This is a genomic window from Sphingomonas sp. Leaf412 (assembly GCF_001425405.1).
GTDB lineage: Bacteria > Pseudomonadota > Alphaproteobacteria > Sphingomonadales > Sphingomonadaceae > Sphingomonas.
This window is the reverse complement of the sequence record NZ_LMQP01000004.1, coordinates 323,523-347,056: the sequence shown is the minus strand read 5'-3', so window position 1 is coordinate 347,056 and position 23,534 is coordinate 323,523. Positions and strand designations below refer to the sequence as shown.

Genomic DNA, 23,534 nt, shown 5'->3' with positions numbered 1-23,534 from the left:
CGAGGGGCACCATACCAACCCCGGACTCCAGTTATGACTGGTAGAGCTTTGGGGAGCACGTCAGCAGCGACGCGCGCCTCGTCGGAAATGTCGATCTGGAATACGTCCGCAGAGCCACCGGTTTCCCGGATTTGCGTGGCGATCGTCTCTGCACCGTCCAGATTGACGTCCGCCACGACGACGTTCGCGCCAGCCTCCGCCATGCGCAGGGCGATGGCGGCACCGATTCCCGAAGCGGCGCCGGTGACGATGGCGACCTTGCCTTGCATAAGGGGTTCCATTCTAGCTCCTCTCTTTTTCATTGCGGAACTGACCCGCTCTCATTCGGATCAATATCGATCGTGTATCGCCTTGATCCGATGATGATGGTCGCCCGGCACCTATCGAATGATATGTTTCGCGCTTTTCCTTCAGCGCCATTACGACATGGTTTCTGCCGTTGAGCCGGGCGTGGCCGCGTCGGCATAGGCGTTGCGCAGGAATTCGGTGATCTGCGCGCGATAGGCGGCTGCTTCCTCCGGCATGAGGCGGTCGAACGTCTGGGAACCGTGGATCTGCTCCTCCCAGAAGGCATAGGTGGTGGGCACACCGGCATCTGCGAGACGGCGGGCATAAGCCTCCCCCTCCGGCTGCAACTGGTCATATTCGGCGCAGATCACGAGTGCGGGCGGCAGGTCTGCAAGCGTCACTGCCAGCAAGGGCGAGGCGCGGGGGTCGTGCGCGTCCGCTTCGTCGCGCAGATACATCGGGCCATATCCCTTTTCGGGCGCGATGGTGATGCCTTCGTCCTCGAAGCTCAGTGCCTGCGCATGGGTGAAGTCGGTGACGGGAATGTCGAGGACCTGCGCGAGGATCGGCGGACCTTTGCGATCGCGGGCGAGTTGCGCGACGACGGCGGCAAGACCGCCGCCGGCACTGACCCCGCCCACCGACAGCCGCGCCGGATCGATCCCAAGTGCACCGGCATTGTCCACTACCCACAGCAGCGCAGCATAGCTGTCCTCGGCCGCGATCGGAAAGCGATGCTCGGGCGCGAGACGATAGTCGACGGAGACGACGACGCAGCCTGCTTCGCCGGCCAGCCGACGACATACGTCATCGAAATGCTCCAGCGCGCCGACGATGAAGCCTCCGCCGTGATAATAGACATGGCAGGGCAGGATCGCGTCGCCGGAAATATTTCGGTACAGGCGTGCGCCGATCTTCCCTCCGTCGACAGGGATCGTCAGGTCGCGCTTGGTTGCCACCGCCGGCACAGGAACCGAAAAGGCGAAGCAATTCTCCTGCATCATGGCGTGAACCGTTTCGCGCATCTGTGCGGGATCGACGCCCTCCGGGATCAGTGTCGGAGAATTCTGTGCGTCGAACATGGCTTTCAGCGCGGGATTGAGGGGCATGTCGGTTCTCCGGAAAGGTCATGCAGGGGCGATGGGGATACCGTTCAGGATCCGTTTTCGACCTTGGACGCTTCCTTCGCTGGAAACGTCATGTTCGACGAACACGGCGTCACCGCCGATTTCCGGAGCGACGTCGCGACCAGCCGCCGCAGTGAGATCCGTCAGGACGACCTTTGCGCCCCCTTCGCCTTCGTCGGCGCCCATGCCGCTTCCTGCGCCGGTGACGATGGCGACCTTGCCGAACGACTGCATCCCGGTTCTCCAGTTTATCGTCTGTTTTCGTCGGCGGCCTCGCTCGGGTGATATTCTTGGGCAACGGGCGGCCGAATACACATATCTTTGGATAGGGCGAGTTTATCTCCCCCGCACGACGGGGCGCATCGAACGGCTCTCCGGCGCCGTCGCGACCGCCGTTTTTATCGGCGACAGCAGATCAGCCAGAAATTTGCCGCTCGCCTTGTGCGCATCCGCCGAACGCCATCGTTCCGGAAAAAGGAAAACCGACTGGTTCTCCATGTCCTGGTAAAGAGCCACGCCGTTGCACCCATCGATCTGGCGAACGGCGTCGGGCGGCATCGGGCCGACGCGACACGCGGCCCGTGTGGAAGCTCGTGCTCGCAGCACGTTCGAGATCGAACGCTACAGCCGCGAAGGCGCGAAGTGGGCTTCGGTCAGCACCGCAAAGCCGAAGCCCGCCGCACAGCATCGGAGGAGATGGAGTTCGCGGCCGGAGTGATGCCGTATCGGCCAGCATCCGGCTCTGGAACGCTCCCCGCCAGCAGAGCAGCCGATCCGCCAACCCGTTTCCAACTATTTCGCGGGCGGCCCCGGCGTGGGATCGCGGTCCCCGCGTCAGCGTTCGACGACGTCCCGGTGCATCGGCGCGAGTTTCGCGAGGAAGCGGTTCTGCGCCGCGAACGGGACGCCCTCCGCGCGCATCGACGCCTGGAGGTTCTCGACCAGCGCGCCCATGTCCGCGCGCTGGACGCCCAGGTTCCTGTGCGCATCCTTCATCGTGCGCCCGGTGTAATCGCACCCGCCACCCAGGATGTGGCAGAAATGCTCGCGCAGGACGCGGCGCAGGCGGACGAGGTCCTGCCCCTTGAAGATGTCCGCGATCCGCGCGTCCTTCTGCACGCGGTCGACCATTCCGTCGACCACGCGGCCGACGCCCGGCCCCTCGTGGAAGGCGCGCCACAGCGCCGGATCGGCCACCGGCGTCGCGCCCGCATTGGCGTTCGACACGACATAGGGATCGACCGGCTCCTCGCCGGCGGGAAGCGCCTGCACCAGCAGCGCGAGGGCGAGGATCATCAAAAGGCTCCCTGGATCGAGAGGAACGCGCCGCGCTGCTTGCGCACGGTCGCGATGTCGCCGAGGTCGACATAGGCGGCGGTCAGCGACACGTTGCGTGTCACCGCCCAGGCGGCGAAGGCATCGAACGCGTCCTGTTCGCGTGCGAAGCCCAGGTTGTCGGGCTTCGTGCGATATTCGGTGCCTACCACGATGCGGCGGCTGAGCATATAGGCGGCGGATGCCTCCACCTGCGCTTTGTGCGCCGCGCCGCGATCGCCGCCGAAGCCGAGCAGGCCGAACTGGTTCGCCTTCGTGAACCGCACCGTGCCGTTCAGCAGCAGGCTGCGCGCCAGCAGCAGCTTCGTCGCGGCGACGTACAGGTCGGTGCCCTTGTCCTCGCGCCCGCCGACCGCGCGGATCACCGCGCCCCGATCCGCGCGCTTGTGCTGCACGCCCACCGCGATCTGCGGCAGCCAGCGGTCCTGTTCCCACACCGCGTCGCCGATCACGCGCACCTTCGCGCCGATGACGTGCTGCCCGAACGTGAACCCGCGACCCAGCCCCAGCGCGGCGCCCGCGGCGCGCGTGTCGAAGCTCTGCCGCGCGTAGGACAGCTCGACGCGATCGGCGATTCCGACCGCCGCGCCGAAGGATTCCAGGTCGAAATCGGGCAGCGCGACCAGCGTGGCATGCGCCGACGCACCGATCCCGTCGCGCGTCTCGTTCCCCGCGATCACCGCCCAGGTCGACAGCCCGCCGCCCGAGCTGCCCTCCACCGTCGTCACGCCGTTGGTCAGCAGCAGCTTGCCGCCCGCGCGACGGCTGCCGCCTGCGCTCGCGGGGGTGGCGGCGACGGCCAGCGCCACCGCGCCGGTGAGGATGATGCGGTTCATGGCCACGGCTTTTGGCGGGAAGGCGCAAAGACATGGTTAACGCCGCGAACCTTTACGGTCGCGAAAGCAACATGCCCTAACGCAGCGCGTATGCGCATCCTTCTGCTCTCCGCCGTCGCCGCTCTCGCCCTGCTGCCGGTGGCGGCCGGCGCGTCCCCCGTGGTGGTGACCGTGACCGGCTTCGACGGTCGCCCGCTGGAGGGTGCGGTGGTGACGCTGGCGATGCCGGGCGTCGCCGCGCCGGTGCCGCGCGGCCCCTATGTCATGAAGCAGCAGAACATCGCCTTCGCGCCGCATATCCTGATCGTGCCGGTCGGCGCGTCGGTCAGTTTCCCCAACCTCGATCGCGTGCGCCACCACGTCTATTCCTTCTCCGCACCGCGCAAGTTCGACCTGAAACTGTACGGGCGCGAGGAGAATCGCAGCATATCGTTCGATCGCGCCGGGGCGGTGGCGCTGGGGTGCAACATCCACGATGCCATGAACGGCGTCGTCTACGTCGTCGCCACACCCTATGCGGCGGTCACGGGCGCGGACGGCCGCGTGCGGATCGACGTCGACGCCGCGGGCCGCGGGACGCTGTCCGTATGGCATCCGTCGATCCGCGCGTCGGGCAACGTCCTGTCGCAACCCGCGGCGGTCGGCGGCGCCGGGCTGACGACCGCGGTCCGGCTTCGCCGGTGAGGGCCGCGGTGCGATTCGGCACGCTCAGGACGCGGCTGACGGTCCTGTACGCGGGGCTGTTCACGCTGGGCCTGATCGCGCTTGCGGTCACGGCGCAGATCATGATCCGCGACGGGGCGCAGCGGTCGGCGGCGGACGGGCTGGCGGCCAGCGGCACCGTGTACGACCGGCTGTGGCAGGTGAAGGAGCGGTCGCTGACCGGCGCGGCGGACGTAGTCGCGCGCGATTTCGGCTTCCGCGCCGCGGTGGCGACGAACGACACCGCGACGATCGCGTCCGCGCTGGACAGCCTGCGCACCCGTGCGGAGGTGCCGCATGCGGTGCTGATCGACCAGGCGGGCGGCGTGATCGGCGACGCCGGGCCGCTGCGCGGGCGCATCGCGGGGCTGACCGACGTCGACGCCGGGGTGCGCGACACGGTCGTGGCGATGCACGGCCGCGTCTACCGCATCGTCACCGCACCGGTGATGGCGCCGTTGCAGATCGGCCGGATCGCGTTCGTCCTGCCGATGGACGACCGCGAGATGAACGCGCTGGAGCGACTGTCCGCGATCCCGCTCACCGCCTCCCTGGTGATCCGCCGCCCCGACGGCCGGTGGAGCGACGGGACGACGATCCTGCCGGGCGACACCGCCCCGTCGACCGTCGCGATGCTGGCGACCGCCGCCGGGCGCAGCTTCGCGATCCTGAAGCCGATGGCGGGGCCGGACGGCGGCGCGCAGGCGGCCCTGCTGCTCAGCTACCCGATGGACCGCGCCATGGCGCCGTATCGCTCGATCCAGATCGGGCTGGTGCTGGCGGGGCTGGCATGGCTGATCGTGATCGTGCTGGGCAGCGGGCGGCTGGCGCGCGGGATCGCCCGCCCGCTGGCCGCGCTCGATCGCGCCGCGCGACGGCTGGAGGACGGCGAGCGTACCGAGGTGGCGGTGGAGGGCGATGACGAGATCGGGCGCCTCGCGACCTCGTTCAACCGCATGTCGCGCGGGATCAAGGAGCGCGAGGAGCGAATCACGCACCTCGCCTTCCACGACGGCCTCACCGACCTGCCCAACCGCACCTTCTTCCACCAGGCGCTCGACCAGTCGGTGTCGCGCGCGGCGCGGACGGGGGAGCAGGTAGCGATCCTGTGCCTCGACCTGGACGGGTTCAAGGGCATCAACGATACCTTGGGCCATCCCGTCGGCGACGCCTTGTTGCGCAGCGTCGCGCGGTTGCTGGGCGACCTGGCGGAGGATGCAATGGTCGCGCGGCTGGGCGGCGACGAATTCGGCATCGTGGTGACCGAGAGCGAGGATCGCGGCCGCGCCCGCCGGCTGGGGCAATCGATCCTGGACGCGATGCTGGAACCCTTGGACGTCGACGGACAGGTGCTGGCGATCGGCACCAGCATCGGCATCTCCGTCTACCCCGCCGACGGCACGAGCGCGGAGACGTTGGTCAAGAACGCCGACCTGGCGCTGTATCGCGCGAAACAGGACGGTCGCGGCGCCTATCGCTTCTTCGAACCCTCGCTGGACGAGGCCGCGCGCCGCCGCCGCCGGATCGAAAGCGACCTGCGCGTCGCGATCCGCACCGGGCAGCTGGAGCTACATTTCCAGCCGATCGTGGCCAGCGGCAGCGCGTCGATCTGCGGGTTCGAGGCGCTGTTGCGCTGGCCCCACCCCGAACGCGGCTTCATCCCGCCCGTGGAATTCATCCCCGTGGCGGAGGAGACCGGCCTGATCGTCGCGATCGGCGAATGGGTGCTGCACGAGGCATGTCGCCTCGCCAGCCGCTGGCCGGAGGATATTCGCGTCGCGGTCAACGTCTCCCCCATCCAGTTCCGCTCGCCCGGCTTCCGCAGCATCGTGATGCAGGCGCTGGCGCAGAGCGGGCTGGCGCCCGGGCGGCTGGAGATAGAGATCACCGAATCGGTGTTCCTGGAGGGGCAGGACAGCGTGAAGCAGGTGCTGGGCATGTTGCGGAAGATCGGCGTGCGCGTCGCGCTGGACGATTTCGGCACCGGCTATTCCTCGCTCAGCTACCTGCGCGCCTTTCCGTTCGACAAGATCAAGATCGACCAGTCGTTCGTCGCCAACATCGCGAACGACCCCAGCGCGGCGGCGATCGTGAAGGCGATCGTCGACTTGGCGACCGCCTTGCATATGGAAACCACCGCGGAAGGGGTGGAGAACGACGGTCAGCTGGCGCAGCTGGAATTGCAGGGGTGCAGCACGTTGCAGGGCTATCTGTTCGGTCGCCCGCTGGGGATCGACGCGTCCACCGCGCTCCTGAACCTGCAACGCGCCCCCGTCGCCGTCCGCGCGTAGGCGCGCCGGACGCTTTCTGACCGGGATCGTGGCGACCCCGGCGGCGGGTATGCGATCACAGCAGCAGCCGGACGCCGACGATCAGCAGCACCGCCGCCAGCGCGGGCGTCACCACCTTGTCCGACACCCGCGCCGCGAACGTCGATCCCAGCGCCACGCCCGGGATCGACCCCAGCAGCAGCCAGCCGAGCAGCGACAGATGGATGTTGCCGATGAACGCATGGCCGATCCCCCCGACCAGTGCGACGGGCACCGCGTGCAGGATGTCGGTGCCCACCAGCCGCCGGGGCGTCAGCCGGACGGGGTAGAGCAATAGCAGCAGGCTGGCGCCCAATGCGCCCGCGCCCACCGACGTGAGGGTGATGAGCGTGCCCAGCAACGCGCCCGACGCCACCGTCAGCACTGGTTGCCAGCGCAGGAACGCGGCGCTGCGATGCCCCCCGACCCGCGCCGCATGCGCGACCAGCCGCGCGCGGAACGGCGTCAGGAGCGCGGACAGGACCAGCGCGATGCCCAGCGTCGTGACGATGACGCCCGTCTTCTCCGCCGATTGCTGGTGCGCCCACAGCCACCACAGGGTCAGCAAGGTCGCCGGGATGCTGCCCAGCCACAATCGCCGCGCCACCTGCCAGTCGGCATTGTCGTGGCGGTGGTGGATCGTGCCGCCCACCGCCTTCGTGATCGCGGCGAACCACAGGTCGGTGCCCACCGCGGTGGCGGGCGCGACGCCGAACAGCAGGATCAGGATCGGCGACATCAGCGATCCGCCGCCCACGCCCGTCACCCCGACGATCGCGCCGACCAGGAATCCCGCCAGCGTGCTCAGCCAATCCACCCGTTGCTCCCCGTCGTGCGTCGCCGCGGCATGGCGGAGGGACGGGCGCGGTGGCAAGCAAGCAAGTCTTCACGCCCGGTCGCGCGGAACCTTGCCGCCCGCGCGGGGATTTGGTGCGCGAGCGGCGGAAGGAAGCAGCATGAAACTGGCGATGATCGGTCTCGGCCGGATGGGCGGGAACATGGCCCGGCGACTGATGAAGGACGGGCACGAGATCGTCGCCTGGGACCGCGACGCCGACGCGGTGGCGAAGCTGGCGGCGGACGGCGCGATCGCGGCGGACTCGCTGGACGACGCGCGCGCGAAGCTGGGCCAGCCCGCGCATTGGTGGATCATGCTGCCCGCGGGGCAGATCACCGACGACGTGATCGACCGCATCGCGGCGGGCGCGCAGGCCGGCGAGGTCGTGATCGACGGCGGCAACAGTTTCTACAAGGACGACATCCGCCGCGCGAAGGCGCTGCGCGAGAAGCAGGTCGATTACGTCGACGTCGGCACCTCGGGTGGGGTATGGGGCATCGACCGCGGCTATTGCATGATGATCGGCGGCCCCGACGACGTCGTCCGCCGCCTCGACCCCGTCTTCGCGACGCTCGCGCCCGGCATGGGCACGGTCGGCCGCACCGCAGGCCGCGTGGAGGGAAAGACCGATCCGCGCGCGGAGCAGGGCTATATCCATGCCGGCCCCGCCGGCGCGGGGCATTTCGTGAAGATGATTCACAACGGCATCGAATACGGCCTGATGCAGGCCTATGCCGAGGGTTTCGACATATTGAAGGGCAAGGCGTCGGACAAATTGCCCGAGGACGAACGCTACGACCTGAACCTGACCGACGTGGCGGAGGTGTGGCGGCGCGGCAGCGTCATCTCCTCCTGGCTGCTGGACCTGACCGCGCTGGCGCTGGCGAAGGACGGGAATCTGGAGGCGTTCGAGGGCAAGGTCGCCGATTCGGGCGAGGGCCGCTGGACGATCGACGCTGCGATGGAGGAGGCGGTCCCCGCCAACGTCCTGAGCGCCGCGCTGTACGCGCGCTATCGCAGCCGCGTCGACACCACGTTCGGCGACAAGATCCTGTCCGCGATGCGCTTCGGCTTCGGCGGGCATGTCGAGATGCCGCAATAGCATGACGATCCGCCTGTTCGTCTCCGACCTCGACGGCACGTTGGTCGATCCCGACAAGGAACTGACCCCCGGCACGATCGCCGCGGTCGCGCGGCTGCGTGCGGCGGGGGTGAAGTTCACGGTCATCAGCGCGCGGCCGATGTCGGGGGTCATGCCGCTACTGGGCCCGCTCGCGCTCGACGGCACGGTCGCGGCGTTCAACGGCGGCATCCTCTTCCGCCGCGACGGCACGATCCTGTCGCGCCACACCGTCCCCGCCGACGTGGCGCAGGGCGTCGTCCGGCTGGCACGCGAGACGCCCGCCGCGATCTGGGTCTTCGCCGACGACCGCTGGTACGCCACCGACGGCACCGGCGCGCACACCGACGGCGAGCGTGTCAGCGCGGCGCAGGAGCCGGTGGTGGTGGACGACATCGCGACCGTCATCGATCGCGCCGACAAGATCACCTTCGTCGACGACGACGCGCCGCGGCTCCACGCGCTGTGGGAGCGGTGCCACGCCGCCTTCGGCACGCAGGCGACGATCGCGCAGTCGCAGACCTATTATCTCGACGTCACCGCGCCGGCCGCGAACAAGGGCGACGGCCTCGCCGCGCTGGCTTTGGCGAACGACGTGCCGCTGGACGCGGTCGCCGCGATCGGCGATCAGGCCAACGACCTGCCGATGCTGGCGCGCGCCGGGCTGGCCATCGCGATGGGAAATGCGCCCGACGCCGTGAAATCCCGCGCCGGCCACGTCACGCTGTCCAACGACCGCGACGGCGTCGCGCACGCCATCGATACGCTCATCCTCGGGAGTGAATGAATGAAGAAGCTCGTCGCCTTCGACCTCGACGGCACGCTGGCATTGAGCAAGCAGGCGGTGCAGCCCGACATGGGCGAGGCATTGTCCGACCTGCTCCAGGTCGCCGACGTCGCGGTCATCTCCGGCGGCGACTGGCCGCAGTTCGAGAAGCAGATCGTGCAGAACCTTCCCGGGCGCGCCGACCTGTCGCGATTGTGGATGATGCCCACCACGGGGACGAAGCTGTTCGTCCATCGCGAGGCTGCGTGGCAGACGGTCTACGCCGAACTGTTCGACGACGCGGAGCGGAAGAAGATCGTCGACGCCTTCACCGCGTCGCTCGACGCCACCGGCTTCGCGCCCGAGAAGACGTGGGGCGAACGGATCGAGGATCGCGGTAGCCAGATCACCTTCAGCGCGCTCGGCCAGCAGGCGCCGATCGAGGAGAAGGAGCATTGGGATCCCAAGTTCGAGAAGCGCAAGGTCATCCAGGCCGACCTGAAGCAGCGGCTCCCCGGCCTCGCCATCAACATGGGCGGCGCGACCTCGATCGACATCACCCGCGAGGGCGTGGACAAGGGCTACGGCCTGAGGAAGCTGGCGGAGCATAGCGGCTATACCCTTGCCGATATGCTGTTCATCGGCGACGCGATCTTCCCCGGCGGCAACGATTATCCGGCGAAGGAAGCCGGCGTCGACGTCGTGAAGGTCCGCGATCCGGCCGAAACAATCAGCGTCGTGACCGCGATCGTCGCCTGCCAGAAGTGAGCGGGGCTAGTGTGCATCTCTACGACGGCGGGACGTTTGGGACACCCGGCGAGTAGCCACCAGCACACCGTCACCCCGGACTTGTTCCGGGGTCCATCGTGCCGCCGGATCAACGGCTTCTGCTCTCGCGGCACGGTGGATGCCGGGACACGCCCGGCATGACGGAGATGATTTCTGCAACGGTCTGACGAAGGCCGCGCGGCGTCCATGCGCGATAGGATAACGACTACTTGACCGACATCCCCGCCCTATGGTTCCGGTTCGTCCAGTGGATCGGCGACGGCACCGGCCTGCCCGACGCGATCCTGCACATCCACGCGGGCATGGCCGTCCTGATCGTCGCGCGCGTGCTGACCGGACGCGGGCTGGGGACGTTCATCCCCTTCTGGTTCGTCGTCGCCGCGGAAACGGCGAACGAGGTGCTCGACCGGATGCATTACGGGTCGTGGCGCTGGCCCGACACGACACTGGACGTGTTCAATACGCTGTGGTGGCCGCTGGTGCTGACGATCGGCGTGCGGCTGCGGCCGATGCCGGCGAAGGACCGGCGGCGGCGGTAGGGGGCGGTTCGGATCGCGCGATCTACCCGCGCTGCACAAGCTGTTCGATCGTGTCCGGCGCGGCGCCGATCAGCGCCAGCAGGACCCGCGCCGGGGCGTCGGGCTGGCTGCGACACTGTTCCCAGTCGCGCACCGTTCCCAGCGGCAGATGATATGCCCGGGCGAACTGGTCCTGCGTCTTGCCCGTGCGCTTGCGGATGGCGGCCACGTCGATCGGCGTGGCGAGCTTGCCCCGCCCGGCTTGGCCGTTGGCATGCGCAATGGCGTCGTCGAGGCCGGCTGCGATCTTGTCGAAAGCGCTTTTCATGTCTTCCTCGCGAGGCTGTCCGTCAGTGTCTTCGTCAGGACCGCGAGCGCATTGCGTTCGCCCTTGGTCAGGTTCGTCTTCTCGTTCTTCCCGAACACGGTAATCAGGAAGGTGGGGGTGTCGATGCCCGCATAATAGGTGATAATCCGATACCCGCCGGATTTTCCGCCGCCGGGCCGTGCCACCCGTAACTTTCGCGCGCCGCCGCACCCCGGCATGATCTTGCCGGCATCCGGCTTCGCGGCGATGAGGTCGACCACCGCCTGCTGCTCTTCCACGGTCATCCCGGCATCCTTCGCCGCGGCGAGATAGGCACTGGTTTCGATGACCGCCTGCATGGACTGCTTATACGGGATACCCGTAGTCGAGCAAGTGGCGAAATGGGTCCTACCGCCCCATCGCCACCGCCGCCCGCTCCGCCAGATGCGCCACCGCCGCGCCATGGATGCCCGGCGCGCTCACCAGCACGCCGAACGCGCGCGGATCGGGCTTGTTGAACGCCAGCGCCGCCCCCAGGGCGTCGGTCGCCGCGGCGCCCGCCTCCGCCGCTAACAGCACCGCGGCGGCGATGTCCCATTCGTTGCCCCAGCGCAGCGTCGCGACCAGGTCGGCGCGGTCGTCGGCGACCATCGCGATGCGCAGCGCGATGGAATTGGGCTTCTCCACCGCGGTCAGGATGCGGTCGGCCTTGGGCAGGGCGTCCACCGGCACGCGCGCGCCGTCCAGCATCGCGCGCGTCCCCGCCCGCACGCCCGCGCCGTTCAGCGTCGCGCCGCCGCCCGCCGCCGCGGTCCATGTCTCGCCCCGCGCGGGCGCGTCCAGCACGCCCAGCACCGGCCGCCCGTCCTCGATCAGCGCGATCGACACGCACCAGCCGGGTCGCCCCCGGATATAGTCGCGCGTGCCGTCGATCGGATCGACCACCCAAACCCGCCGCGCCGCCAGCCGGTCCGCATTGTCCGCCGTCTCCTCCGACAGCCAGCCGGCCTCGGGTAGCAGCGCGGTCAGCCGCGCGCGCAGCATCCGGTCGATGTCCAGGTCGACCTCGCACACCGGGCTGCCCGGCGATTTCTCCCACCGCGCGAAATCGGTGCGCCAGCGCGCGAAGGCGAGCTGCCCTGCCTCGCGCGCGATCCCCGCGACCGCCTCTGCCAGCGCGGGGTCAGCCACCCGCGACCGTCATGCCGTCCACACGGATCGTCGGCACGTTCACGCCGTAGCGAAAGGCGAGGTCGTTGGCGGGGGTCAGCTGCCGGAACATGTCGGTCAGGTTGCCCGCGATCGTGAATTCCGCCACCGGACCCGCGATCTCGCCGTCCACGATGCGGAAGCCCGCGGCGCCGCGGCTGTAGTCGCCGGTGACCGGGTTCACGCCCTGTCCGATCAGCTCGGTCACGTACACGCCGTCCGCGATGTCCGCGATCAGCGTCGCGACGGGCACCTTGCCCGCTTCCATGTACAGGTTGCTGGTCGTCACCCCCGGCCCGCCGCCGATGCCGCGCGACGCATGGCCGGTCGGCTCCAGCCCCAGCTGCCGCGCCGACGCGCTGTCGAGCAGCCACGTCTCCAGCATCCCGTCCTCGACCAGCGCGACCGGCGACACGGGCAGGCCCTCGCCGTCGAACGGGCGGCTGCGCAGGCCGTGCGGGCGATGCGGATCGTCGCGGATGCAGATGCCGGGCGCGAAGACGCGCGTGCCCAGCGCGTCGAGCAGGAAGCTGGTCTTGCGCGCGATCGCCTGTCCCGCGATCGCGCCGGTCAGGTGCGCGATCAGGCTGGACCCCAGTCGCGGCTCGAACACCACCGGCATCGGCCCGCTCGCCACCTTGCCGGGGTCCAGCCGCGCGACCGCGCGCTCGCCCGCGCGGCGGCCGATGTCGGCGGCGCGGTCCAGCCGGTCGCGGTGGCGCGCGGAATGGAAGTCGTAGTCGCGCTGCATCCCCGCGCCCGTGCCCGCGATGACGCTGGCGGAAATGCCGTAGCCGGTGGTGCAATACGCGCCCGCGAAGCCGTGGCTGGTGGCCAGCGCCCACACGCTTTCGGACGCCGACGCGCCGCCGCCCTCGCTGTTGGTCACGCCGTCGACCGCGCGCGCGGCATCCTCCGCTTCCGCCGCCGCGTCGCGCAGCCGTTCGGGCGTGGCGTCGGCATGGTCGGCCAGGTCGAGCAGCGGCGGGGCGCCATGCATCAGCCGCTCCTGCGGCGCGAGGCCCGCCCAGCGATCCTCCGGCGCCTCCCGCGCCATCGCGACCGCGCGCGCGGCGAGCTGCTCCAGCGCCTCGCCCGACAGGTCGGTGCTCGACACGCTGGCGGACCGGCGCCCGACGAACACGCGCAGGCCCAGGTCCTGCGATTCGGACCGGCCGACGTCCTCCAGCTTGCCCAGTCTGACCGACACCTCGGTCGCGGCATCCGCGGCGAAGACGGCATCGGCGGCGTCGGCACCCGCGGCGATCGCGCGGCGGACGATATCCTGGGCGCGCTCCTGCGCCTGATCGGGGGTCAGCATGAAGCGGACTTAGGCGCGGGCGCGGGCGAGGCCAAGGGTGGTTCGCGCGAAGACGCAGCGGGCAGGGGGGTCACGCGGAGGCGCGGAGGCGCGGAGGAAGAAGGGGTGTTCGCGCCGAGGCGCAGAGAACGCGGAGGCGTCGTGGCCATTGCCACGTCGGCTGCGACAGCAGCCCCTCCGCGATCGGCTGGCGACGAGTATGAAGGTCTCGCTGATGCGAGACGACGGCGACGAACGCAACACCTCCGCGCCTGCGCGAGAACGATCAGATCATCGTCCCCACCGTCACGCACGCCAGGAACACCAGCAGCCCCGCGAACCGGTTCGACCGGAACCGCGCCAGTGCCCCTGCGCCGTCGTCGGGGCGCAGCGTCGCGACCTGCCAGGACAGATGCGCCGCGGCGGGCAGCAGCGCCAGGAACACCAGCGGATCGGCGCGCACCTGCCACAGCGCCGCGCCCCACAATATCACCGCCAGCGCGTAGCATCCCGCCACCCCCGCCCGCACATGCGCGCCCAGCCGCAGCGCGCTGGAGCGGATGCCGACCAGTGCGTCGTCCTCGCGGTCCTGCAATGCGTAGATCGTGTCATAGCCCACGACCCACAGGATCGTCCCCGCATACAGCGTCAGGCCCGGCCACGTCGGCGCGCCCCACCCTTCGGTCCAGCCCACCAGCGCGGCCCAGCTGAACACCATCCCCAGCCACGCCTGCGGCCACCAGGTGATCCGCTTCATGAACGGATAGGCCGCCACCGGCGCCAGCGCGACGAGCGCCACGATCGCGGCGGGCAGGCGCAGTTGCAGCAGCACGACCAGCCCGACGAGCGCGAGCGCGACCAGCCACACCCACGCCGCGCGCACCGACACCGCGCCGCTCGCCAGCGGGCGGTCCCGCGTGCGGGCGACCTGCCGGTCCAGGTCGCGGTCGACGATGTCGTTGTACACGCACCCCGCGCCGCGCATCGCGATGCTTCCGACGAGCAGCCACAGCAGCAGGTCCCAGCGCGCGAACGCCTGCCCCGCCAGCGCGACGCCCCACGCGCCGGGCCAGAACAGCAGCCACCACCCGATCGGCCGGTCGAACCGCGCCAGCAAGGCGAAGGCCCGCACGCGCGGGGGCAAAGCGGCGACGAGCCCGCGGGCCTCGCTGTCGGGGACGATGGCGGTCATGGGGGGCATCTACCCATTCCTACCCTTCTTCGTCACCCCGGGCTCGTCCCGGGGTCCACCGTGCTGCGACATGACGCTGTCTGTTCTTGCGGTGCGGTGGATGCCGGAACAAGTCCGGCATGACGGGTGGTCTGGCAACGTCACGTGCGCGACAGGGCGACGCGAGTCCTGCGCACATCCGTCACCCCGGACTTGATCCGGGGTCCATCGTGCGGCGAGGATAGGGTCCGTTTCTCTCGCGCTCCGATGGACGCCGGATCAGGTCCGGAATGACCGCAGCCCCCCCTCACATCCCGAACATCTTCAGCCCTGCGTCGATCATCCCCTCGATCCCCCGCGCCGGCCCCGCGCGCCGCCCCGCGAACGGCGCCTCCTCCACGATCAGCACCCCGCCGCCCGCCTCCACCCGGTCCTTCAGCAGCGATTCGCGCCCCAGCAAATACGGCCAGAACGTCTCGGTCCGCGTGACCGAATAGGCGAGGTCGGCGGAGAAGCCGACCAGCTGGTCCTGCCCGAACACGCGCCCGCGCTCCGCCCGCTCGACCCGCACGCCCCGCCCGCCCTTCACCACCAGCCGCGCGGGCCCGTGGAAGACCAGGTAGCGCAATTGCAGCGTCAGCCACGCGTTGAGCGACCCCAGCCGCCAGTGACTGGTCACCCGCAACGCCCGCCCGATCGGCTGCGCCACCGCCGCGAGCGCGCGCGGATGCAGCACGCACGCGGCGCCGTCGGGCAGGTCCACCACCGTCACCTCCGCGAACGGATCGCGCGTCGCCGACACGGTCGTCACCTCGCCCGCACCGCGGATGCGCGTCAGGAAGGTCAGGCCGGTGACGACGCTGGCGAAGGGATGGCGCCAGTCCAGCAGCCATTGCGTCCCCTTCGCGCCCGCATGGCTGGTGGTCTGCAAATAATCCTGCCGGACCAGCACTTCCCACCCCTCGTCCAGTCGCACGCCGACGGATGTCGCGGACCGGTCCGCGGGCGGGATCGCCACCCCCGCACCGCCCGGCACCGCCAGCCGGATCGCCGCGCGCCGCATCGCGACCGGCGCGAGGACGTAATAGCAGAACAGCCGGATCAGCAGCGGCATGGCGAGGATCAGCAGCAGCGCGATCCCCGCCGCGCGCATCGCGCGCGGCACCTCGTTCGCCTCCGCCCAGGTCCGCGCCTGCTCGATGCGGTTGTCGGTCAGCGCGCGCGCCCGCTCGTCGGTCAGCGCGGCATAGGCATCGCGCGCCCGCGTCATCGCCGCCCCCGCCGCCTGCGTCGCGCCCGCGACCCCGCGCTGCGTCGCGGTCAGCGCCTCCACGTTGCGCCGCGCCGTGGTGTGATATCGCCCGGCGGACGCGATCAGGACGCGCAGCGCGGCCATGTCGGTGCGCTGGAGGAAATCGGGCACGTAGTCGCCGTCCAATATCGCCAGCTTCGCGCGCGCCGCGCGATCGATCGCGGCCGCGCGCGCCATCACGCGCCGGTGGCGCGCGATCGCGGCATCCACCGTCTCGCCCGGCCGCCGCGCGTCCACGCTGCCGCGGATCGCGCGCAGCGTGTCGATCTCGCGCGTCAGCATCGTCGCCTGGAAACAGCGCCTGCGGTTCTCCACCACGCCGCCCGCACCGCGCAGCACCAGCGCGCCCAGATCGCCGCCGCACGCCGCCTGCAACGGCGCCCTTTCCGCGGTCGCCGCCGCGATCCGCGCGTCCAGCGCCGCCGCGCCCATCGCGCCCGCCGCCGCGACGCGCGCATTGGCGGCGTCGATCGCGCCGGTTCCCGCCGCCGCGACGTCGGCGCGCCCCGCCTGCAACCCCGCCGCCGTATCGCGCAGCCGCCCGTAGCTTTCGAACGACGGCCGCGTCGACCAGTAGAACAGGATCGCGCCGACGAGCGCGAGGTACAGCAACCCCTTGCGCCCCAGCCATCCCATCACGCGTCCGATCGTCGCCATGCGGCACCCGTAGTGCGGAACGGGCGCGCGCCAAAGGCCGCACATGTGCCATTTGTGTCCCCGCGAAGGGCACCCATCAAAGTATTACTTTGATGGGACCCAAGGCGGGGACACAGTCTGGGCTCCCGCCTTCGCGGGAGAACGGGGAGGCGTGGCGGACGCAGCCGTTCGATTGGAAGCCGCCTTACCTTCGCCCCAACCACTCCCTACCTTGCCCCCATGCGTATCCTTCCCTTCCTCGCGGCCGTCGCCGCCATCGCCACGCCCGCCGCCGCGTCGGCCCAATCCATCGCCGGCACCTGGCGCAATCCGGGCGACAGCGTCCGCATCCGCGTCGCCCCGTGCGGCCCCGGCCTGTGCGGCACCGTCGTCGCGGCGAGCGAGCGAGCGAAGGCGGACGCCGCCGCCGGCGGCACGCCCGACCTGGTCGGCACGCAATTGCTGCGCGATTTCCGCCGCGGACCCGACGGGGGGTGGGAGGGCAGCGTGTTCGTCCCCGACGTCGGTACCACCGTCGACGGCACGCTGGCGCTGGACGGGCGCGACACGCTGGTCGCCACCGGGTGCCTGTTCGGGATGCTGGGGTGCAAGGCGCAGCGCTGGACCCGCGTCGCCGCCCCATCGGCGAAGCCGCCCGCGAAGAAGGCGCGGTGATCCACCTGTCGGTCGCGATCGGCCGCTTCTTCGAAGCGTTGCTGTTCGCGGTCCTGCGCGTGGCGGGCATGGTGACCGGCGTCGTCCTGCTGATCGCGCTCGGGGGTGGCCTGCTGTTCCTCGCCGCGCGCTTCCTGCTCGCGCGCGGGCGGCCCTAGATGGGCGCGACTCCCGCCTGGCCGCCGCGCTCGACCCCGCGCCTGTATGTGGAACGGCCGCTCGCCCCCGGCCCGTTGACGCTGTCCGGCCCGCCCGCGCATTACCTCGTCGGCGTCATGCGGACGAAACCGGGCGACCCGGTCCGCCTGTTCGACGACGCGACCGGCGAATGGCTCGCCGTCGCCGCCAGCGTGGGCAAGCGCGATATCGTCCTGGACGTCACCGATCACCTGTCGGGGCGCGAGGCGGTGCCCGACCTGTGGCTGGTCGCCGCACCGCTGAAGAAGGGGCGGGTCGACTGGATGGCGGAAAAGGCGTGCGAACTGGGCGTCGCGCGACTGGTCCCCGTCGTCACGCGACGGACGGTGGTGGACCGGCCCAACACCGACCGCCTGCGCGCGCACATGATCGAGGCGGCGGAGCAATGCGGGCGTACCGCGCTGCCGCAGGTGGCGGAACCGGTGAAGCTGGCCGCGCTGCTGCGCGACTGGCCCGCGGCGCGCAGCCTCTTCTTCGCGGACGAACTGGGCGGCGCGCCCGCCTTGGCGGCGATGCGCGACCGGCCCGGTCCGGCGGCGATCCTGATCGGGCCGGAGGGCGGCTTCGACGACGAGGAACGCGCGCTCGTCCGCGCGCATCCGCAGGCGGTGGGCATCGCGCTCGGCCCTCGCATCCTGCGCGCCGACACCGCGGCGGCGGCGGCGATCGCCCTGTGGATGGCGGCGGCGGGGGACTGGTAGCGCCTGTCCTACATCCGTGGCGAGGGGCATAAGGGGGTATGCCGCCACCCGATCCAAAGTTGCGAGCGACCGCCAAAAACGCGCCGGCGCCTCAACATTCGCAACATTCGCGGATGCGGCCCCCGCCCACTAGCGCGTCCGTTCATCCCGGCGTAAGGCGCGCGCCATGACGACGAAGACGGTTTCATCCAGCAACTCTCCCATCGTCGAATCGCGCGACCAGCTGATCGCGCATTTCGCGGGCGGCGAGAAACCCGCCGACCGCTGGCGCATCGGGACCGAGCACGAGAAGTTCGTCTATTCGGTAGCCGATCATCACGCCCCGTCCTACGACGAACAGGCGGGCATCCGTGCCTTGCTGGGTGAGCTGGTGCAGCACGGCTGGAAACCGGTGGAGGAGGGCGGGAACGTCATCGCCATGTCGGGCGCGGACGGATCGATCAGCCTGGAACCGGCGGGCCAGTTCGAACTGTCGGGCGCCCCGCTGGAGAATCTCCACCAGACCTGCGCGGAAACCGGGCGGCACCTGGCGCAGGTGAAGGCCGCGGGCGAGAAGCTGGGCATCGGCTTCCTCGGCCTCGGCATGTGGCCGGACAAGGCGCGGGCCGAACTGCCGATCATGCCCAAGGGCCGCTACGCCATCATGCTGCGCCACATGCCGCGCGTGGGGTCGCTCGGCCTCGACATGATGCTGCGCACCTGCACGATCCAGGTGAACCTGGACTATGCCAGCGAAGCCGACATGGCGAAGAAGTTCCGCGTCGGCCTCGCGCTGCAACCGCTGGCGACCGCATTGTTCGCGAATTCGCCGTTCACGGAAGGAAAGCCCAACGGCTTCCTGTCCTTCCGCAGCAACATCTGGTCCGACACCGATCCGCACCGCACCGGCATGCTGCCGTTCGTGTTCGAGGACGGGTTCGGCTACGACCGCTACGCCGACTACATGCTCGATGTGCCGATGTACTTCGTCTACCGCGACGGGCGCTACATCGACGCCGCCGGGCTGTCGTTCCGCGATTTCCTGCGCGGCGAACTGTCGGTCCTGCCGGGCGAGAAGCCGACGATCGACGACTGGAACGACCATCTGTCGACCGCCTTCCCCGAAGTGCGGCTGAAGACGTTTTTGGAAATGCGCGGCGCGGACGGCGGGCCGTGGAACCGCATCTGCGCGCTGCCGGCGTTGTGGGTCGGGCTGCTGTACGACGATGCCGCGCTGGATGCGGCGTGGGACGTGGTGAAGGGGTGGACGATCGCGGAACGTCAGGCGCTGCGCGACGCGGTGCCGAAGCTGGGCCTCGCCGCGCCGATCGCGGGCGGGGGGACGCTGCGCGACATCGCGGGGCCGGTGCTCGACATCGCGCATGGCGGGCTGGAGGCGCGCGCGCGGCACAACGGGTCGGGCGACGACGAGACCGGGTTCATCGAACCGTTGTACGATATCGTGCGCAGCGGGAAGGTGCCGGCGCAGCGCCTGCTCGACCGCTATCACGGCGCATGGGGCGGCGACGTATCGAACGTATACGCGGAAGAAAGTTTCTGACGTCGGGACGCCCCTGCCCGTCGGGGCAGGGGCCTGTCCTTCAGGCGAAGGCGACCCGCGCCTTCGTCGCGTTCCGGCGGCGCATCGCGCCACCGACCGCCCCCATCCCCAGGATCATCAGCGCCCAGGTCGTCGGCTCCGGCACCCCGCCCGCCAGCGTCTCGATCGAGAAGCTGCGCGCGCCGATATACCCGTTGCTCAGCACCAGCGACGAGATGTCGTTGGACGTGCGCGAGAAGCCCCAGAAGCCCGGCGCCAGCATATTGCCCTTGCCGCCGTCGAAGGTGATCGTCTCCAGGAGGTTGGCCGACGAATCGAAGATGGAGGCGGTGACCGTCTCGCCGTATCCGCCCGCCCAGTTGATGTCCGCCACCACGCCCGACACCGCGCTGGCGAAGGTGAAGGTCATCGCGCCGCGGTTGATGTTCAGCCCCGCCATCGCGTCGCCGCCGCTCCACGACCCGTTGCTGTCGAAGCCATAGCCCCTGTCGTACCCGATCACGCTATTGCTCTCGGTCGAGGCGTAGGTGATCGGCCCGAACGTCGTCCGGTCCGCCGTGAACGACTGCGTCACCGGCATCGCGACCGCGGTCCCGCCCGGCAGCGCCCTGACGATGTCCGCCCCCGCGGGGACCGCGATCGCGAGGGACACCAGGGCGGCGGCGGAGAGGAAAGCCTTCATCGTTTCGATCCTTTTGCGGTCGCCGTCACGGCCCCGTCGCGGCCCTGCGTACCGACCGCAGGCACCGCGCCCAGCCGGTGGCGCGGGCGAATTCGTGCCGAAACGGGAATCGGGGCCGGGACGGATGAAGGGGCAGGGTTAAGGCCCCGGAACGGGACGGACGGCGGCGGTCACTGCCGCGCGGCGCGGTCGATCGTCGCCCAATATCCCTTTCCCGTGGCGTCGTACCGCCGCATCGATTCGATCATGTCGCGGCGCGACCGGGTATCCACCATCGCGGCGGGCAGCAGCGGGTCGAGGTTGATCGCGCGGATGACCGACTGGCCCAGCAGCAACGTCTCGCGCGCCGCCTGCGTCGCGGACAGGCCCGGCAGTCGCGCCTCGCTCGCCGCGATCTGCGCGATCCAGTGGCGATATCCGTCCGCGATCTCCTCCCCCGGCCACAAGGCGCGCCACGCCGCCGCGGCGTGGTCCGGAACCGCGACGTCGCCCAGCACCGGCGCGCCGGGTTCCAGCCCCAGCGCGCACAGCTGCGCCGCAAGATCGGGCAGCGGCAGCGCCAGATTGTCGGGGCGCACCCACAATCCGCTGTCCGCGCGTACCAGTCCGGTCAGCCGCAACGCCCGTTCGCGCAGCCGCAGCGCGCGCCGGTCGCCGCGGCCCAGGTGGTCCACCGCCACGACGATCCACCGGCCGTGCCAGTCGCGCACCCGCGCCTCCGCCTGCGCCCAGCCGCGCGCAAGCCGGTTCACCGCCTGCCCGCGCGCGCCAATCGCGTACAGGCCCCGCGCGGGCTGCTCCACCACGCCGTCGCGGACCAGCCGTCCCAGCGCCATCCGCACCGCCGCGCCGTCGACGTCGCATATCTCCGCCCGTCGGATCAGCGCGGCGGTCCGCATCGGTGCGCGCGTCGTCGACAGGAACGCCAGCGCCACCGCGCGCGCCGACAGCGGCGTGCGCCAGTCATGTAATTCCATTTGACCCAATCGCGCGTTTCCCGTTACAAAATGACATGGCCCGAACCACGAGTTTCACCGACGTCCTGACCCGCGAGGAAGTGGCACGTCTGACCCGCACATCCAACGCCCGCGCGTGGTGGACGGTTGTCGTCAACTGGGCGTTGATCGCGGGCGCCTTCGCCATGGCGATACGCTGGCCGTTGACCATCCCGCTGGCGGTGCTGGTGATCGGCGGTCGGCAGCTGGGGCTGGGCATCCTGGTCCATGACTGCGCGCATCACGCCTTGTTCCGCACGCGACGGCTGAACGAGCAGGTCGGTCATTGGCTGGCGGGGGTGCCGATGATGACCTCGCTGGCGAAATATCGCACCTATCACCTGAAACATCATCGCCACGCCGGTACGCCCGACGACCCCGATATCGGTTTCGTCCGCCATTATCCGGTCACCCGCGACTCGCTGCGGCGCAAGTTCGCGCGCGACCTGACCGGACGCACCGGATTTCGCGATCAGGCGCAGGCGTTGAAACGTTTCGACATGGCGGAACACTGGCCGTGGCTGGCGTTTCACGCCCTGCTACTGGGTGCCTGTACGCTGGCCGGTGGATGGTGGGCGTACGCCCTGTGGTGGGTGGCCTTGCTGTTCGTCTATCCCGCGATCGTCCGGTTGCGGCAGATCGGCGAGCATGGCGTGGCGAGCGATCGGACCAGCCTGGATCCGCGGATGAACACGTCGACCACGCTGGTCGGCTGGTGGGAACGGCTGTTCATCGCCCCCAATCACGTCAGTTTCCATCTGGAGCATCACATGGCGGCGGGCGTGCCGCCGTACCGGTTGCGCGAGATGCATCGGTTGCTGGCGTCGCGCGGATTCTACGACGGCCATGCCTGCATCGCGAAGGGCTATGCCGACGTGCTGCGCCGCGCCGTCGCCGCCTGAGGCCCGCGCGCCCAGCGCCAGAAACGCGGCACCGCGCCGTTGCGCACCATCCACGCGCTGTAGGCGACGTACGCGGGATCCGCGCCCAGATGCCGCTCCTCGGTCTTCGCGCGCCAGTAATAGATGCCGCTGACCATTCCGAGCAGGATCGTCGCCCGCGCCGCATCGACCATGCTGCCGGTCGACAGGATCGGGATCGTCGACAGCCACCAGAACAAATTCTTCGAAAGATAGGCCGGATGCCGCGACCATGCATACGGTCCGTGGGTCAGGATGCCGCGATGCGTGAGGTTGGAGAAGCGCAGCCCGAACGCCACCGTCGCCCAGGCATAGATCGCGGTCAGCGCGACCAGCGCCGCGCCGGTGACGGCCAGCAGCCACGGATGCCCCGCCATCCAGTAGGACCATTCCGCGGTGCCCGGCCGATAGTCGAACGGCCGCCCGTCATCCATCATGATGAAGGGCGGATAGCACAGCAGCGCGGCGGTCCATGCGGCGGCATGGGGATCGGCGCTGCGGATGTGCGCGTCCAGCGGGCGCATCGTCAGCAGGTAGCCGACGCAGGCGAAGGCGACGTCGACGACGAACATGAGGGTGATGAGCCAGCCCGCGAGCCGCACGGGATCGCGCCACGCCGCCGACAGGTCGGTGCGGACGAAATCGCCGAAGCCGCCGGGCACGATCGCGATCATGAAGGCGAGGAAGAATCCCTTCACCGCCCATGCCCGCGCGTGGCCCGCGACCGCGGGCGCATCCAGCGGCGCGGCCCCGATCATCCACGCGCCCAGCTTCCACGCCCCGTCGCGTGGCTCGATCAGGTATCGGTCGAGCCACAGGACGTAGGGAATGGAGGCGACGAACAGGATCGGCGCCGCCACCGCCAGCGTGCCCATCGCGAAGGTGTACGGCCCCTGCCAGTAGAAGCGGAACGTAGCGTAGAGCAGCGCGATCGCGCCCCATGTCGTCCAGAGCCCGGCCAGCTTGACCAGGCCGACATCGATCGTCTCGCGCCATGGCCGGGGGGTCGTCCAGTCGATGCCGGTGGACGGGCGGCGATGTACCTTGTCGACCGCCGTCGACCACAGCACCATCGGTATCCCGCACGCCAGCACGCCGACCAGTGCCGCATACGGGCCGTCCATCCCGTACCATCGCGCCACCGCGATCCACGCGCCCAGGCCCGCCAGCCCGGCGATGCCGACGCCATGCCCCACGGCAGAGGCCGGGCGCGGATCGGCGCGCGTCTCGTGCAGGCGGGGGTCGTGATACATTCCCGCC

General features: G+C 70.0%; 27 protein-coding genes. 11 read left to right on the top strand and 16 right to left on the bottom strand.

Features of this window, described 5'->3' with window-relative positions; translation table 11 throughout:
* The 6 genes from ASG29_RS15890 to ASG29_RS15865 form a co-directional block, all read right to left on the bottom strand.
* A partial coding sequence (locus ASG29_RS15890) for an SDR family NAD(P)-dependent oxidoreductase (protein ID WP_156458093.1) occupies positions 1–281 on the bottom strand: 281 nt, incomplete at its 3' end.
* Between the two features lie 138 nt (positions 282–419).
* Positions 420–1,397 carry an alpha/beta hydrolase gene (locus tag ASG29_RS15885; protein WP_055986536.1) on the bottom strand — a complete coding sequence of 326 codons (978 nt, stop codon included), beginning with the start codon at positions 1,395–1,397 and terminating at the stop codon, positions 420–422.
* An 18-nt stretch (positions 1,398–1,415) separates the two neighbouring features.
* Entirely contained in the window at positions 1,416–1,649 is a 234-nt protein-coding gene (locus tag ASG29_RS16520) for a hypothetical protein (RefSeq protein WP_200932548.1), read from the bottom strand.
* Positions 1,650–1,751: 102 nt separating this feature from the next.
* A complete protein-coding gene (locus tag ASG29_RS15875; RefSeq protein ID WP_055986528.1) occupies positions 1,752–1,973 on the bottom strand; it encodes an antibiotic biosynthesis monooxygenase in 222 nt (73 codons plus the stop codon).
* A gap of 276 nt (positions 1,974–2,249) precedes the next feature.
* A complete protein-coding gene (locus tag ASG29_RS15870) occupies positions 2,250–2,711 on the bottom strand; it encodes a group I truncated hemoglobin (protein ID WP_055986525.1) in 462 nt (153 codons plus the stop codon).
* Entirely contained in the window at positions 2,711–3,586 is an 876-nt protein-coding gene (locus ASG29_RS15865; protein WP_055986524.1) for a DUF3034 family protein, read from the bottom strand. Before ASG29_RS15865 ends, ASG29_RS15870 begins: the two co-directional genes overlap by 1 nt.
* Positions 3,587–3,676: 90 nt before the next feature.
* On the opposite strand from ASG29_RS15865, the gene ASG29_RS15860 reads away from it, so the two are divergent.
* Both ASG29_RS15860 and ASG29_RS15855 read left to right on the top strand, forming a co-directional pair.
* Complete coding sequence (locus ASG29_RS15860; protein ID WP_055986519.1) at positions 3,677–4,270, top strand: hypothetical protein; 594 nt, start codon at positions 3,677–3,679, stop codon at positions 4,268–4,270.
* An 8-nt stretch (positions 4,271–4,278) separates the two neighbouring features.
* Positions 4,279–6,579 (top strand): putative bifunctional diguanylate cyclase/phosphodiesterase, encoded by a 2,301-nt coding sequence (locus ASG29_RS15855; protein ID WP_235532967.1) that lies wholly within the window; start codon positions 4,279–4,281, stop codon positions 6,577–6,579.
* Between the two features lie 55 nt (positions 6,580–6,634).
* Here the strand turns inward: ASG29_RS15855 and ASG29_RS15850 are convergent, their stop codons facing one another.
* Positions 6,635–7,414, bottom strand: a complete 780-nt coding sequence (locus tag ASG29_RS15850; protein ID WP_055986516.1) for a sulfite exporter TauE/SafE family protein — start codon at positions 7,412–7,414, stop codon at positions 6,635–6,637.
* A 139-nt stretch (positions 7,415–7,553) separates the two neighbouring features.
* On the opposite strand from ASG29_RS15850, the gene gnd reads away from it, so the two are divergent.
* The 4 genes from gnd (at position 7,554) to ASG29_RS15830 (ending at position 10,649) form a co-directional block, all read left to right on the top strand.
* A complete protein-coding gene (gene gnd / locus ASG29_RS15845) occupies positions 7,554–8,537 on the top strand; it encodes a phosphogluconate dehydrogenase (NAD(+)-dependent, decarboxylating) (RefSeq protein ID WP_055986514.1) in 984 nt (327 codons plus the stop codon).
* A gap of 1 nt (position 8,538) precedes the next feature.
* Positions 8,539–9,342, top strand: a complete 804-nt coding sequence (locus tag ASG29_RS15840; protein ID WP_235532966.1) for a Cof-type HAD-IIB family hydrolase — start codon at positions 8,539–8,541, stop codon at positions 9,340–9,342.
* A complete protein-coding gene (locus tag ASG29_RS15835; RefSeq protein ID WP_055986508.1) occupies positions 9,343–10,089 on the top strand; it encodes an HAD-IIB family hydrolase in 747 nt (248 codons plus the stop codon). It abuts the gene before it with no gap.
* Positions 10,090–10,319: 230 nt separating this feature from the next.
* The gene (locus ASG29_RS15830; protein ID WP_200932547.1) at positions 10,320–10,649 is read left to right on the top strand and encodes a hypothetical protein; all 330 of its coding nucleotides are present in this window, start codon (positions 10,320–10,322) and stop codon (positions 10,647–10,649) included.
* 22 nt (positions 10,650–10,671) lie between these two features.
* Here the strand turns inward: ASG29_RS15830 and ASG29_RS15825 are convergent, their stop codons facing one another.
* The 6 genes from ASG29_RS15825 to ASG29_RS15800 form a co-directional block, all read right to left on the bottom strand.
* A complete protein-coding gene (locus ASG29_RS15825; protein ID WP_055986505.1) occupies positions 10,672–10,956 on the bottom strand; it encodes a helix-turn-helix domain-containing protein in 285 nt (94 codons plus the stop codon).
* Complete coding sequence (locus tag ASG29_RS15820; protein WP_055986502.1) at positions 10,953–11,294, bottom strand: type II toxin-antitoxin system RelE/ParE family toxin; 342 nt, start codon at positions 11,292–11,294, stop codon at positions 10,953–10,955. The genes ASG29_RS15825 and ASG29_RS15820 overlap by 4 nt, the downstream gene beginning before the upstream one ends.
* A gap of 49 nt (positions 11,295–11,343) precedes the next feature.
* Positions 11,344–12,126 (bottom strand): 3'(2'),5'-bisphosphate nucleotidase CysQ, encoded by a 783-nt coding sequence (locus ASG29_RS15815; RefSeq protein ID WP_055986499.1) that lies wholly within the window; start codon positions 12,124–12,126, stop codon positions 11,344–11,346.
* A complete protein-coding gene (locus ASG29_RS15810) occupies positions 12,119–13,465 on the bottom strand; it encodes a TldD/PmbA family protein (RefSeq protein WP_055986496.1) in 1,347 nt (448 codons plus the stop codon). Before ASG29_RS15810 ends, ASG29_RS15815 begins: the two co-directional genes overlap by 8 nt.
* 265 nt (positions 13,466–13,730) lie before the next feature.
* Complete coding sequence (gene ubiA / locus ASG29_RS15805; protein WP_156458091.1) at positions 13,731–14,636, bottom strand: 4-hydroxybenzoate octaprenyltransferase; 906 nt, start codon at positions 14,634–14,636, stop codon at positions 13,731–13,733.
* A 286-nt stretch (positions 14,637–14,922) separates the two neighbouring features.
* Entirely contained in the window at positions 14,923–16,584 is a 1,662-nt protein-coding gene (locus ASG29_RS15800) for a hypothetical protein (RefSeq protein WP_055986491.1), read from the bottom strand.
* A gap of 219 nt (positions 16,585–16,803) precedes the next feature.
* Here ASG29_RS15800 and ASG29_RS15795 point away from each other — a divergent pair, with 219 nt between their 5' ends.
* The 4 genes from ASG29_RS15795 (at position 16,804) to ASG29_RS15780 (ending at position 19,677) form a co-directional block, all read left to right on the top strand.
* Entirely contained in the window at positions 16,804–17,238 is a 435-nt protein-coding gene (locus tag ASG29_RS15795; RefSeq protein WP_055986487.1) for a DUF2147 domain-containing protein, read from the top strand.
* Positions 17,235–17,396, top strand: coding sequence for a hypothetical protein (locus tag ASG29_RS16910; RefSeq protein ID WP_156458090.1), 162 nt, complete (start codon positions 17,235–17,237; stop codon positions 17,394–17,396). Before ASG29_RS15795 ends, ASG29_RS16910 begins: the two co-directional genes overlap by 4 nt.
* On the top strand, positions 17,397–18,137 hold the full coding sequence (locus ASG29_RS15785; RefSeq protein ID WP_055986484.1) for a 16S rRNA (uracil(1498)-N(3))-methyltransferase: 741 nt from the start codon (positions 17,397–17,399) through the stop codon (positions 18,135–18,137).
* Positions 18,138–18,303: 166 nt separating this feature from the next.
* On the top strand, positions 18,304–19,677 hold the full coding sequence (locus ASG29_RS15780) for a glutamate--cysteine ligase (protein ID WP_055986481.1): 1,374 nt from the start codon (positions 18,304–18,306) through the stop codon (positions 19,675–19,677).
* A gap of 40 nt (positions 19,678–19,717) precedes the next feature.
* Here the strand turns inward: ASG29_RS15780 and ASG29_RS15775 are convergent, their stop codons facing one another.
* A complete protein-coding gene (locus ASG29_RS15775; RefSeq protein ID WP_055986478.1) occupies positions 19,718–20,359 on the bottom strand; it encodes a PEPxxWA-CTERM sorting domain-containing protein in 642 nt (213 codons plus the stop codon).
* 170 nt (positions 20,360–20,529) lie between these two features.
* Positions 20,530–21,336 (bottom strand): hypothetical protein, encoded by an 807-nt coding sequence (locus ASG29_RS15770; protein ID WP_055986474.1) that lies wholly within the window; start codon positions 21,334–21,336, stop codon positions 20,530–20,532.
* A 35-nt stretch (positions 21,337–21,371) separates the two neighbouring features.
* On the opposite strand from ASG29_RS15770, the gene ASG29_RS15765 reads away from it, so the two are divergent.
* Entirely contained in the window at positions 21,372–22,256 is an 885-nt protein-coding gene (locus ASG29_RS15765) for a fatty acid desaturase family protein (RefSeq protein ID WP_055986471.1), read from the top strand.
* Here ASG29_RS15765 and ASG29_RS15760 read toward each other — a convergent pair.
* Positions 22,220–23,527, bottom strand: coding sequence for a methyltransferase family protein (locus ASG29_RS15760; RefSeq protein ID WP_200932546.1), 1,308 nt, complete (start codon positions 23,525–23,527; stop codon positions 22,220–22,222). The genes ASG29_RS15765 and ASG29_RS15760 overlap by 37 nt on opposite strands.
* Positions 23,528–23,534 lie beyond the last annotated feature (7 nt).